The organism is Bradyrhizobium sp. IAR9, from assembly GCF_013408065.1.
Classification (GTDB): Bacteria; Pseudomonadota; Alphaproteobacteria; order Rhizobiales; family Xanthobacteraceae; genus Bradyrhizobium.
This window is the reverse complement of the sequence record NZ_JACBZW010000007.1, coordinates 305,257-317,393: the sequence shown is the minus strand read 5'-3', so window position 1 is coordinate 317,393 and position 12,137 is coordinate 305,257. Positions and strand designations below refer to the sequence as shown.

Genomic DNA, 12,137 nt, shown 5'->3' with positions numbered 1-12,137 from the left:
AAACGGCCGGTTCCACTTTTTCCCGAGACAAAGCGGACCGCTTCTGCACGGAACCTGCGATGCCATCGAAGAGTGCGGGGATCATTGCCTATCGCAAACGCCGGGCGATCGAGATCCTCCTCGTTCATCCCGGCGGGCCGTTCTGGCGCAACAAGGATCTCGGCGCGTGGTCGATCCCCAAGGGCGAATATGCGGACAAAGAAGATGCGGAGGCGACCGCGCGACGGGAATTTTCCGAGGAGCTGGGATTAGAGCTGTCCGTGCCGCTGGTCTCGCTTGGCGAGGCCAAGCAGCGCGGCGGCAAGGTCGTCACGGCGTTCGCCGCCGAGCTCGATATCGACGTGCGCAGCATCCGCAGCAACACGTTCGAGATGGAATGGCCGCCGCGCAGCGGCAAACGGCAAGTCTTCCCGGAAGTCGACCGTGCCGAATGGTTCACGATCGAGGAGGCGCAGGAGAAGATCAACGCAGGACAACGCCCGCTGCTCGATCGGCTGGCGCAGCTGGCCGGCGGTGAATAGCGATGGAAGCAGGTGCGCTCCCTACTCCGCCTTGATGTCCGCGGCTGCGACGACCTCGGCGAGCTCCTTCGTCTCCTTCGCGATCTTCGCGGCGTACTCGGCCGGGGTCAGCACGCTGACGACCCCCTGCGAGCCGAGCTTCTCCGCGACCGCCGGATCCTTGGCGGCCGCGACGATTTCCCGGTGCAGCGTCTCCAGGATCGGCGCCGGCGTCGGCTTTGGCATGAAGAAGCCGACCCAGAACGAGATGTCGAAACCGGGGAAGCCTGCTTCCGCGACGGTCGGCACATCAGGCAACGCCGGCAGCCGCTCGGCCGACGACACCGCGAGCGCGCGCAGCTTGCCGGCCTTGACCAGCGGCACGGCGGAGAGCGGATCGAACACCGCCAGCACCTCCTGGGCGAGGATGCCGACCTCGGCGGCCGAACCGCCGCGATAAGGCACGTGGATCAGCTTGATGCCGGCCTTCTGGCTCAGCAGCTCCATGGCGAGATGGGCAAGGTTGCCGTTGCCGCCCGAACCGTAGGCCAGCGCGCCGGGTGCCGCCTTCGCCGCGGCGACGAGATCGGCGACGGTCTTGATATTAGCCGTCTTTGGATTCTCCGGATTGACCACCAGCACCAGCGGCGCCGACACGACGGTGGTCAGCGGCGCGAAGTCCTTTTCCGGATCGTAGCGGATATCCTTGAATAGCGTCTTGTTGAGCGTGATGGTGGACGAGTTGCAGGCGAGCATGGTGTAGCCGTCGCCTTCCGCATGGGCGACGCCTTCGGCCGCGATCATGCCGTTGGCGCCGGCGCGGTTCTCGACCACGAAGGGCTGCCCGAGCTTGTTGCCCAGGCGATCGCCGACGATGCGCGCGACGACGTCGACCGGCCCGCCGGCGCTGAAGCCGACCAGGACCTTGACCGGCCGCACCGGATATTTCTGCGCCATGGCCTCCGTCGACAGTACAGACGCACACAATCCGGCGACGACGGCGAGCAGGCGGGCGGTTCGTTGCATTGGTTCTCTCCCCAGACATCAGCAGCGCCGCTTGTGCAGGCTTGTTGGTGCGACGCATGTGACGATCATGAATAGCGGCCATCCCGGATTTCGCAATCGCGTTTGGTCGCCGGCATTCCGCCCCACGGCACGTGTGCATCGCTTGCAGACAAAAAATGCGAAAACAACCCCATGCACAGTAGACGGCCCCTGTCCGAACAAGGACTTACGCCAGGCAGAGACTTTCGGATGTTGCGAAATCGGTTTTGACTCGTCGGGCAAAACAGGGGCATAATGCCATCATCGCGATCCGCGTGAGCAATCGGCCTCCACAGCCATGTGGGCCTCGCTTCGATCGCGAACAAGCCCAGCATCGACATTTGAATACGCAACCGCCGCACGGCAACTGAGAGGTCTTCTCGCACCGGAGAGGCCTGCTCGCGGGTGCCGTGGGCTCAAAGGAGACATCGACATGACAACAGCCATGACACGCAACAGCACGACGCCAGTCGTCAGGTACGGCAGCAGGCCCGCCCCGCGGGTCAAGCTCACCGGACAACGGATCGCAATTCAACACCCCGACGCGGAGACCGGCGAGCACTTGCTGGGCGAGGCGCTCGGTGCCGTCGATCAAGACGCTCTGCATGGCATCCTCAAGCAATTGATGAAAGCCAGCGTGATCCTGCAGAAGCCCGATGAGGACAATCTCGCCTTCATGATCTCGATGATGAAAAGCATCGCCCCGCGGGATTCCCTCGAAACCATGCTGACGGCGCAGATGGTGTCCGTCCACGTCGCGACCATGCGCTTTGCCTGCCGCCTCGCCTTCGCCGAAGGCATCCCGCAGCAGGAAGGCGTCGCCCGCACATTGACCCGGCTGGCTCGCACGTTCGCAGCCCAGATGGAGACCCTCAACCGCCATCGCGGCAACGGGGAACATCCGATCACGGTGCAGAATCTGTCGGTGCAGGACGGCGGCAGCGCGATTGTGGGGAATGTCACGCAACAGGCACATCTGATCGCTGCCAAGCCGGGCACCGCGACAGAGGCAGGGCTGGTCCCGCCCCGCGACGCCGGCGAACGCGACCGGACCGAGGCGTTGCGAGGCACCATCGCATGAGGGCCGGTCACATCCGCAACACGCGCGCGATGGCGGCGAGCCCGCGCTGCGGCGCCGACACACGCGGCGGGTTCGCCTGCCGCGCGCCGGCCATGCGCGGCAAGCTCCGCTGCCGTATGCACGGCGGCGCCCCAGGATCTGGCGCGCCTTGGGGCAACCGCAATGCGCACAAGCATGGCGCCTTCACACAGGAGCGGATCGCGGAGCGAAGGGCGATCCGGGAACTGCTCGATGAGGCAGGAAAGCTGCTGGAGGAGATGGCACCAGACGATCGGAGGGATCAAACCGCTTAGTCCAAAAGCCTGGCGTCAATGGACAATCATTGCCTGCGGCACTGCATCATGACTTCGGGAACTCGTCGCCATTTGCGACCTGTTCCTGAGGAACGACCGCCGGCGCATTTTGTTGGCGGCCTATCAGCGATGGAGATTTCCATGAGAGTCAGCGATGTCATGACTCCCGACGTGCAGCTTTGCACCCCACAGGACACCATCAAGGACGCAGCCGAGGCGATGGCGGCGCTCAATGTCGGCCTGCTGCCCGTGGCTGAATATGATCACCTTGTCGGTATGATCTCGGACCGCGATATCGCAACGCGAGGGGTCGCGATGGGCCTGGGGCCGGACGCGCCAGTGCGGAACGTCATGACCACAGACGTCAAATACTGCTACGAGGACCAGGACATCGAAGAGGTCACCCGTAACATGGCCGACATTCAGGTGCGGCGCCTGCCGGTGCTCAATCGAGACAAGCGGCTGGTCGGCATCATCGCACTCGGCGATATCGCCGGGTGCAGGCCCGGCGACGGTGCGGCGAAGGCGCTGCACGGAATTTCGCGAGCAGGCGGACAGCACGCAGGCGCGATCTCCGGCTGAAGCAGGCCGTCGCGCCTTGGAATGCCGGCGTCCCGAGCCGTACGTAGGCCGCAGCCAACCGCAATCGGACTGTGTCGCAAAGGAACTGCACAGGCCGCCCGGCTGCGCGCCGAGCCAAATCGACGAGCGTAGGAGAACCGACATGACCTGGGTCGGCGATTGGCGAAATCAATTCGGCTCCATCTTACGCATCACCGATGATGCGAACGGCCGCATCGAGGGGAATTTCGAGACCGCGCTCGACGACAGCGGCTTCTACGGCCAAGCAGTGCCCATCACCGGATTTCATAAAGGCAATTGCATCGCCTTTGTCGCAGTGGGCTCGTCTGTGACGGGCGACCGCGCCGTCTCCTATACCGGATTGCTGCGTCACGGAAAGATGGAGACCGCCTGGTTCGTGATCGCAGACCAAGCGCTGAGCGCGTCCAGAGAGGGCGACCCGGCGAAGCTCAAACCAGTGAACTGGTGGCGCGCCGTGACAACGAACGTCGATACGTTCGAACGGACCTGAAGCACGAGGAAGCGGGTCCCGTTGGTGCCATTGCCGCCCGTCCTTGGGCGCCCGTCCTTGCCGTCGACAATTGCGCGAGGCGTTCACCCCGCACATCACCGGTTGCCAGCCGAAAAGCTAGCGCGGCGCGCTTGTCGGATCGACTGGGGAAATCTGCAGCCCTGCCTCATCCAGCGCCTGGGCAATCTGCTTCGCCAGCAGCTTGGCCTCTTCGGTCCCGATCTGCGCGTCGGGATGTCCCTTGAAGAACGCGCAAATGGTCGTGGCGATGATGGTATTCACCTGGTGCAAATCATCCATTTGATGCACGCGAAGTTGCCAAATGCTTCACCCAGACAGGTGGCGCGTCGGCTAGTAGAAAAGAGATCGGTCAACGCAAGCCAAAGAATGACAGAATGGCCGCGATCACGACGACTAATCCTATGAGGTAAATCAGGCCGTTCATTGCAGTTCTCCTTTTCTATGGAATGACTGAATCTATCCGGGGAACGTGGGGCCACTCTTGAGTCCATCCTTGGCGCTGCACTGCTCCACCGGTTCGAGCTTTTCGAGCTGAACTTCCTTCTCTATGGCCGTCAGAGAGTTGCCGATCTTTTCGACGATCCTGATCAGATCGGCATCGGAGATCTTGAGGCGCCTTCGAACGGACTTGACCTGCTTTGCGTCCGCAAGATCAAGCGTCGTGCGAATGACCCGTGGCGGCCTTGAGCACAGCATGAGCAGGTCTCCTTGCTAGAGTAAGAGCGATGATGTCCGTTTTGTTCCGATTCTTCCCGAACAGCGCCGGCACCGAATGATGGAATAAGCGAAACGGCGACGAGAGCGTCACGATCGACAGAAGGATGTGTGTCGGGGCGGAGAACTTCGACCGCGCCGGAAGCCCATGCACACAAGCAGAAGTTGATCCAGGCGGCTCCGCCCCTCGATCCGTTGGCATTTGCGGGCCGATGCGTCGCAGAGATCGACAGCGGCAGCTTCAGAGGGCGCCTCATCCTCGCGGCGCGCTCGCCGCGCCTCGAACGGTTTCGAAGTTGGCACGCTGCAGCGCGGCTCGTCTCTCCGCGATGGCGCTGCTCAACAGGCCGAGCACCAGACCGAATGCTGCGAGTTCCTCCTCTTCGATAGCGCCGTCGTCGTAGCATTCGAGCGTTTCAGCTATGATGGCGTCGGCCTCGCGCTGCAGAACCAGAAGCTCCTGGCTCGATCCCGCGGTTCGCGCGCTGGACACCATGGCCAGGATTCTCTTGCGATGGTCGTTGGTTTCCTCTCTTTCGTCGCGATTCAAATAGCGACGCAACCAGGCGGCGGCCGAGCCGATCCCGGAAAGAAGCAGCAGCCCGAACCAGAAGTAATCGCCGTATCGGTCGAGGAAGGTACGTTCGTTGCCGTCGATGACAGCCGCCGCTCCCCGATGCACCGGCAGCTCCGTGTCCTTGTCGACATCAGGCTTGATAATATGCGCAGCACCCGGGACCTGTCTTGCAATCGCCTGGCGAACGGCAAAGAGCTGGCGGAAAAAGGCGGCGACTGTCGTTTCAGGCAGGGACTTTCTCGCGACGATGAGGTGGCTGACGCTGACGGTTTCGACCTTGTCACCCGGCCAGGCCGGATCCGGCTTGAAGACGCTGGGCGGAATTTCCTCCGATTCATACCGCGGATGCTTCAGGGCGATCGCTTCCGATGTCTCGATGGCGAGAAATCTCGGCTCGCCGCGCAGGCGCGCCGTTGCAGCCACGGCATCGGACGTGATTTTGCTGTCGAGCGGCCCGACCGCCATGAAGGCATCGATGGTCAGATCGCGTGCCAGCTCCTCGGTCTGGTCCGTGCCGAAGTGTGTCACGACGACCTTGTCCGCCTCCACTCCGGAGGCGCTCAGGATGACGCGTAGCAATGCGGCATTTGCCGGGGTCCGGCCGATCACGCCGACGCGGCGCCCTGCGAGATCGGCGACCTCCTTGATTCTCGGCGAGGGCTTTCTTTTCGAGCTCTTGCCGGCGGCTCCAGACGGAGTCCACAGCACGACGAAGTTCTTGCGCACGACGGCGACGGTCTGTGCCTCGGCGGGCATGTCCAGATCGCCGCGGCCGACGGCAAGGTCGGCCTTGCCTGCCCCAAGCAGGGCGAGAGACTCCACCGCCCCGTCGGTTTTGACGGGAAGCAGCCTGACAGTGCGGCTTTCGCTCGCGAAGGCATCGGCCATCGCCTGAATGACTTTGTCGTCATCGCTGCCGGGTGGTCCAACGGCGATCCGGAGGACGTCCGGCCGCAACGCATAATAGAGCGCGCCCGCTGCGGCGGCAAAAATGAGAAATCCAACGGCGAGGACCAACAGTAAGGAATTGCTTCTTCTCCGCTCGCGGCGGGCCGCTTCACTGGTCGTTTTACTCGGACTCTCGGACGAAGACATGGCCGCCGCCAACCGCAGATCGGGGTTCTCCCTGTTCCGCAGGATACCACGTTTTCCCGGGAACAATCTCTGGCTTCCGGCCTGGTCCGTACGCGCGAACGATGACGAGGATCGCAATTGCATTGGTTCGGCCCAGGGTGTCGCTTCAGTTCATGGCGTTGCCTTTCAATCGCGTGAAGTTTCCATGCCTTTGCGGCTCCCGCAGCGGCGTGCGGGTCGAAAAGCCGGCGGGCCCGGAACTTCCCGAGCCGGCACCGCTTTGAATTCAGCAAACGAAAGAATTCGCCATGGCCTCCGAAACGGAACTTAAATTCCGCGTTGCGCCGCGAAAATTGTCGTCAGTGTTGCGGACGGGCGGTTTGAGTGGGCGGCGCGGCGACCAGTCCGAGCAGTCGCTCGTGTCGACCTACTACGATACGACCAAGCACAAGCTCAGGCGCCATGGCCTGACGCTGCGCGTCCGCAAGATCGAGGGGCGCTACGTGCAGACCGTGAAAGCCGGCGGCACGGATGGCGTGAAGCGGGGCGAATGGGAGCACGAGGTTTCCGGTGCGCGTCCCGACCTGAACAAGACGGGACACACGCCGCTCCGGAACCTTGCGACGCGAAAGCTTCCTCGCAAGCTGAAGCCGGTCTTCCAGACCGACATTCATCGACTGGCGCAGGCGCGACGCGTCCGGAAGAGCCAGATCGAACTGGCGGTCGACCGTGGCCGCATCAGCGCCGGTCACCGGTCGCGGCCCGTCGCCGAGTTGGAGCTGGAACTGAAGTCCGGGCATGTCGCGGACCTGTTCCGCCTTGCCCGCGATCTCGAACGCAAAACCGGGGCGGAGCTCGATCTGCGTTCGAAATCCGAGCGCGGCTACCTGCTCGTCGCCGGCAGTGGCGGCGGCGCACAGCACGCCGAGCCAATCGCGCTGGAGGACGGACTCTCACCGCGCGAGGCGTTCCGCGTCATCGCGCATTCGACGTTGCGTCAGGTCACCGCGAACGCCGATCCGGTGCGTGAGATGGACGCCGAAGGGGTTCATCAGATGCGGGTCGGCTTGCGGCGTCTGCGTGCGGCCATCTCGCTGTTCGCTGATATCCTTCCGCGGGCGAGCACCGCGCGGATCAAGGCCGAGCTGAAATGGCTCACGAGCGAGCTGGCGCCGGCGCGTGAAATCGACGTATTCCTGAATGAGAGCATCCGGCCGATCACCGAACGGGACGTGCCGCGACGCGGCGCCCGCGCGATCCGCAAGAGGTTCTCCCGGCAACGGGTGGCGGCATTCGAGCGGGCACGCGATGCGGTCATGTCGGCGCCTTACCGCCGCCTGCTGATCGACGTGATCGAGTGGATCGGAAGCGGACGGCCTCACGGCGATGATGACCGTTCGATCGCCGCTTACGCCGCGGCGTTGCTCGACCGGCGCATCAGGAAGGCGCGAAAGGAGGGCAAGCGCCTGCACGATCTGGATCCGATGCAGCGCCACAAGCTGCGGATCAAGATCAAGAAGATCCGCTACGCCGTCGATTTCTTCGAAAGCCTCTACGCTGATCGCGACCGCAAGGAGCTTGCAGCCCTGTCCGACCGCCTGAAGCAGATTCAATCCGCGCTCGGATCGCTGAACGACTTCATGGCGCACCGCGAGCTGGCAACGGAGGCGGCGCTGACGGCGCCACCTGCACACCGCCGCGCCCAGGCTTTCGCATCGGGCGTCGTCGTCGGCCAGGAACGCGAGGCCGCTGACGGCCTGATGAAGGACGCAACGAAGGAGCTGAGCAGGTTGCGCCGGCTGCGCGCGATGCCGAGTGCGCGAGCGTAGGAGGGCCGGCATGGCAACTGACATCGCTTGGGTCGGCAACTGGCGAAATCAGTTCGGCTCCATCTTGCCCATCACTGACGATGCGAACCGTCGGCTGCCTGTATCTCGTCCTTCCGCGCGCTGATCCCGAGACGCCACAATCCGGAATGAGGGGGTCGCGCTGCCGCCATTGGCGCCCGCCTCGTCATCATGTACGCCCATCCAAACCTTCCGGGACGGGACGCTCATGGCCACCACCGACGACGCGGGCACCGCCACCCGCACGCTGATCTTTGCACTTCTCGCGCTCGCCTGCGGCCATATGCTCTCGACCTTGTTGCGCACTATTCCCGCCGTCAGCCTCGACCTCATGGCCGCGGATTTCCACATCGAGCCGCAAGCCCTCGCCAGCCTCACCTCGATCTATCCTTTCGCCTTTGCCGCAGCGCAGATCCCGGTCGGGGCGGCGATGGACCGGTTTGGCGTGCGGCCGGTGTCGCTGAGCCTGCTCGCGGGGACCGTATTCGGCGCGGTGGCGTCGGGCTTTGCCACGGGGGCTGCGAGCTTTGCGGTCGGGCAGTTCATGCTGGGCGTTGCCACGTCCGGCATGCTGATGTGCCCGATGACGCTGGCGGCCAAGCAATTGTCGGCGGGCCGCTTCGGGCTGTGGTCGGGCGCGATCCTGTCGATCGGCAATATCGGCATGCTGCTGTCGTCGAGCCCGCTCGCCTTCGTGGTTGACGCTTACGGCTGGCGCGCCGGGTTCTGGATATCCGCGGCTGGCGGCGTTGCAGTCGCGCTCGCCGTGTTCGCGCTGGTGCCGCAGCAGCCGGCCGAGCACAAGGACGATTCCTCGCCGTTGTCGCAGATGATCGAGGTGCTCAGGCTCGGCCTCTCACGTCCGTTGCGCGGGCTGATTGCGCTCGCGCTGGTGTCGCTGGCAACCTCGCTGGTGCTGCGCGGCCTGTGGGGCGGACCGTGGCTGATGGACGTCAAGGGCTTGTCGCGGGTCGAGGCCGGCAATCAGCTTGGCGCATTCACCCTGGCGATGATCGCGGGGCCCCTGTGCATCGGCATGATCGATCGCAGGCTCGGCCGCCGCCGCGCGCTGGTGGCAGGCTCGCATATGGCCGGGGCGGTGCTGCTGGCGCTGATGGCGCTCGGGGCGCCGCATTACCCCGTGTCCGTTCTGTTCGGCGTGCCCGTGATGCCGCCGCAATACGACCTCGTTCTGTTTGTGCTGATCGGCCTTGCGACCTCCGCCCAGCCGCTGCTATTCGGCATGTCGCGGCAGCTGGTCGACGCGCAGACTACCGGCAAAGCGCTGGCGGCCGTGAACCTCGCCTTCTTCCTCGGCGCCGCCTTGGTGCAGTCGGTGACCGGCGCGGTAGCAGCACTCGCGGGATTGCCGGCGGTGCTGCTGTTCATGGCAGCAATGCTGGCAATCGGCGTGCTGGTCTTCCTGGCCTACACGCTGCCACTTCGCGGGACCGGCTGAGCGCTTCGCTCAACCCCATCCTTGCACGCTCTCAGAGCATCCCCGCGACCAAGCTCAGTACCTGGCGACCACCGGCCCGCCGAAGCGATAATTGACCCTGAGGGTCGCTTGCTCGACGGTCAGCCGCGAGCTTGACGTCCCCGTCGCGAAAACGCCGCCGAACCCATCAGGAACGGTGAAGGCGACGCTGCGGCGGCCGAAGTCGGTGTAGCGATATTCGCCAGCCAGGCTCCAGTTCGGGGTGAACGCCCACTCGATGCCTCCGCCGACGGTCCAGCCCCAGCGCGTGGTCGAGCCGTTCGTTGCCGTGAACGTTCCCGCCGGAATGCCGATACCCGGGCCGTTGACAACGGTGGTCCTGGAACCGCCGATCTCGGCAACGGCGGCGCCGCCGGTGACGTAGAACACCGCCCGGTCCACCGTGACGCCGGCGCGGCCGCGGAAGGTGGCCATCCAGTCGATATGACCGAAATCGACCGTCACTGTCTGCGTCACCGGCGGCGCAAATGTCGGGGCGCCGAAGGTACGCGAAGCGCTGCCGCTGCTTCCGTTCAAGCCGGTGCCGACCGCGTCGGCTTCCACGCCGAGCACGAACTGCTGGACCTGCCAATTGTATCCGATCTGGCCGCCGCCGATGACACCGCTGTGGCGGCCGTCGCCGGGAATAATGCCCCTCTGTTCGGGAACAATCGTCAGCACGGGTGCGACCGGGGGCGGCACGCCGAAAGCGGGAAACAGCGGTCCGAAATCGCTGTCACCGGTGCCGGGAGTCCAGGCGCCGCCGACATTGGCGCCGACATAGAAGCCGGTCCAGTTGAAGATCTGCGCAGCGACCGGCACGGGTCTCGCCTTGACCGCCATATCCGCGGCATTTGCCGCCACGACACCGAACAATAAGGCACTTCCGGCAATGGCCGCGATCCGCATCGTCGTCCCCAGCATTTCGGCAAATATCGGCGTGCCGCGGCGCCACGAAACACCCTTAAGTTAGAAGCGAATCGCAGCCGACGCTGTCACCTGACAGCAACATCCGGACACATTGTGTTCGCGCGACGCGACGCCATCTGCGGGACCATGCGCGCATGGCAACGCAGCGCCGTCCCTCATGCGTCGAGCCCGCCTTGCACAACGGCGCGCTGCAAGGGATGCTGACAAGCATCGCGCATCAAGGGAATGAACTCATGCCTGTCGACACCAAAGCCGCCACCGACCGCCTCATGCGCTTCCTCGCCGTCGAGGGCGTGACCGGACAGGAGGCGGCGATCGGGCGTGAGATCACCGCCGCGCTGAAGGACAGCGGCGTGGCGGCGAAGGCCATCCGGCTCGACGATGCCAACACCCGCATTCCGGTGCCGACCGAGACCGGCAACCTGATCGTCGACCTGCCCGGCCGCGGCGCGCTGCACAACCAGCCGCGCATCATGTTCATGACCCATATGGACACCGTGCCGCTGTGTGCTGGGGCCAAGCCGAAGAAATCGGGCCGCAAGATCGTCAACTCCGCCAAGACTGCGCTCGGCGGCGACAATCGCTGCGGCTGTGGCGTGCTGGTGACGCTGGCGGCCGAGCTCGAGAAGCACAAGCTCGACCATCCGCCGATCACGCTGTTGTTCTGCGTGCGCGAGGAGAGCGGGCTCTACGGCGCGCGTCACGTCAAGCTGGACGAGCTCGGCTCGCCGGTGATGGCTTTCAATTATGACGGCGGCTCGGCCTCCAACGTCGTGATCGGCGCGGTCGGCGCCGACCGCTGGACCGTCGAGATCATGGGGCGCGCCTCGCATGCCGGCGTCGCGCCGGAGCGCGGCATCTCCTCGACCATGATCATGGCGCTCGCGCTTGCAGACGTGAAGGCCGGCGGCTGGTTCGGCAAGGTGGTGAAGGGCAAGCGGCAAGGCACCAGCAATGTCGGCCCCGTCACCGGCGGCGAGGGCCGCCCCGCGGGCGATGCCACCAATGTCGTCACCGACTACGTGCATGTCCGCGGCGAAAGCCGCAGCCACGACGGAAAGTTCTTCAAGGAGATCACCAAAGCCTACAAGGCCGCGTTCGAGAAGGCGGCCAAGAAGGTGACGAACGCGCAAGGCAAGTCCGGCAAGGTCAAGTTCAAGGCCGAGACCGACTATTATCCATTCCGCATGAAGGACAGCCAGCCCGTCATCAAGCGCGCGGTCGAGGCCGTATCCGCGGTCGGCGGCACGCCGAACGTCCGCACCGCCAATGGCGGCCTCGATGCCAACTGGATGGTCCGCCACGGCATTCCGACCGTGACCTTCGGCGCCGGCCAGAACGAGGCGCACACGATCGACGAATGGATCAATCTCGACGAATACGACCGTGCGTGTGCGCTGGCCGTGCAGCTTGCGACGATGCGGTGAGTTCGGTCTGTACGGTGGGTTAGCCCTGGGCTGCGCGAAGCGCAGTCCGCTGGCGTAAC

General features: G+C 64.6%; 13 protein-coding genes. 8 read left to right on the top strand and 5 right to left on the bottom strand.

Going from position 1 to position 12,137, the window contains the following annotated elements; translation table 11 throughout:
* Window positions 1-59: 59 nt before the first annotated feature.
* Window positions 60-521 (top strand): NUDIX domain-containing protein, encoded by a 462-nt coding sequence (locus tag GGD67_RS20945; protein ID WP_179735576.1) that lies wholly within the window; start codon window positions 60-62, stop codon window positions 519-521.
* A gap of 21 nt (window positions 522-542) precedes the next feature.
* Here GGD67_RS20945 and GGD67_RS20940 read toward each other — a convergent pair whose 3' ends face one another.
* Window positions 543-1,526, bottom strand: coding sequence for a tripartite tricarboxylate transporter substrate binding protein (locus GGD67_RS20940; RefSeq protein WP_179735488.1), 984 nt, complete (start codon window positions 1,524-1,526; stop codon window positions 543-545).
* 451 nt (window positions 1,527-1,977) lie between these two features.
* On the opposite strand from GGD67_RS20940, the gene GGD67_RS20935 reads away from it, so the two are divergent.
* The 4 genes from GGD67_RS20935 (at window position 1,978) to GGD67_RS20920 (ending at window position 4,011) form a co-directional block, all read left to right on the top strand.
* Window positions 1,978-2,625: a hypothetical protein gene (locus GGD67_RS20935; RefSeq protein WP_179735486.1), complete on the top strand. Its 648-nt coding sequence runs from the start codon at window positions 1,978-1,980 to the stop codon at window positions 2,623-2,625.
* The gene (locus GGD67_RS39780; protein WP_179735485.1) at window positions 2,622-2,918 is read left to right on the top strand and encodes an HGGxSTG domain-containing protein; all 297 of its coding nucleotides are present in this window, start codon (window positions 2,622-2,624) and stop codon (window positions 2,916-2,918) included. Before GGD67_RS20935 ends, GGD67_RS39780 begins: the two co-directional genes overlap by 4 nt.
* Before the next feature lie 141 nt (window positions 2,919-3,059).
* Window positions 3,060-3,500, top strand: a complete 441-nt coding sequence (locus GGD67_RS20925; RefSeq protein WP_026202791.1) for a CBS domain-containing protein — start codon at window positions 3,060-3,062, stop codon at window positions 3,498-3,500.
* A gap of 142 nt (window positions 3,501-3,642) precedes the next feature.
* Window positions 3,643-4,011 carry an avidin/streptavidin family protein gene (locus tag GGD67_RS20920; RefSeq protein WP_092259841.1) on the top strand — a complete coding sequence of 123 codons (369 nt, stop codon included), beginning with the start codon at window positions 3,643-3,645 and terminating at the stop codon, window positions 4,009-4,011.
* Window positions 4,012-4,128: 117 nt separating this feature from the next.
* Here GGD67_RS20920 and GGD67_RS20915 read toward each other — a convergent pair whose 3' ends face one another.
* The 3 genes from GGD67_RS20915 to GGD67_RS20905 all read right to left on the bottom strand — a co-directional run bounded on the left by GGD67_RS20915 (window position 4,129) and on the right by GGD67_RS20905 (window position 6,418).
* Window positions 4,129-4,293, bottom strand: a complete 165-nt coding sequence (locus tag GGD67_RS20915; protein ID WP_245283389.1) for a hypothetical protein — start codon at window positions 4,291-4,293, stop codon at window positions 4,129-4,131.
* A 195-nt stretch (window positions 4,294-4,488) separates the two neighbouring features.
* Entirely contained in the window at window positions 4,489-4,728 is a 240-nt protein-coding gene (locus GGD67_RS20910) for a DUF3606 domain-containing protein (protein WP_179735484.1), read from the bottom strand.
* A gap of 271 nt (window positions 4,729-4,999) precedes the next feature.
* Entirely contained in the window at window positions 5,000-6,418 is a 1,419-nt protein-coding gene (locus GGD67_RS20905; protein WP_179735483.1) for a TAXI family TRAP transporter solute-binding subunit, read from the bottom strand.
* A gap of 287 nt (window positions 6,419-6,705) precedes the next feature.
* On the opposite strand from GGD67_RS20905, the gene GGD67_RS20900 reads away from it, so the two are divergent.
* Window positions 6,706-8,226, top strand: a complete 1,521-nt coding sequence (locus GGD67_RS20900; protein ID WP_179735482.1) for a CYTH and CHAD domain-containing protein — start codon at window positions 6,706-6,708, stop codon at window positions 8,224-8,226.
* 226 nt (window positions 8,227-8,452) lie between these two features.
* A complete protein-coding gene (locus tag GGD67_RS20895; protein WP_179735481.1) occupies window positions 8,453-9,703 on the top strand; it encodes an MFS transporter in 1,251 nt (416 codons plus the stop codon).
* A gap of 54 nt (window positions 9,704-9,757) precedes the next feature.
* Here the strand turns inward: GGD67_RS20895 and GGD67_RS20890 are convergent, their stop codons facing one another.
* Window positions 9,758-10,630 (bottom strand): outer membrane protein, encoded by an 873-nt coding sequence (locus tag GGD67_RS20890; protein WP_246784407.1) that lies wholly within the window; start codon window positions 10,628-10,630, stop codon window positions 9,758-9,760.
* A 254-nt stretch (window positions 10,631-10,884) separates the two neighbouring features.
* Here GGD67_RS20890 and GGD67_RS20885 point away from each other — a divergent pair, with 254 nt between their 5' ends.
* Complete coding sequence (locus tag GGD67_RS20885; RefSeq protein ID WP_179735479.1) at window positions 10,885-12,078, top strand: M20/M25/M40 family metallo-hydrolase; 1,194 nt, start codon at window positions 10,885-10,887, stop codon at window positions 12,076-12,078.
* The last annotated feature ends 59 nt before the right edge of the window (window positions 12,079-12,137 follow it).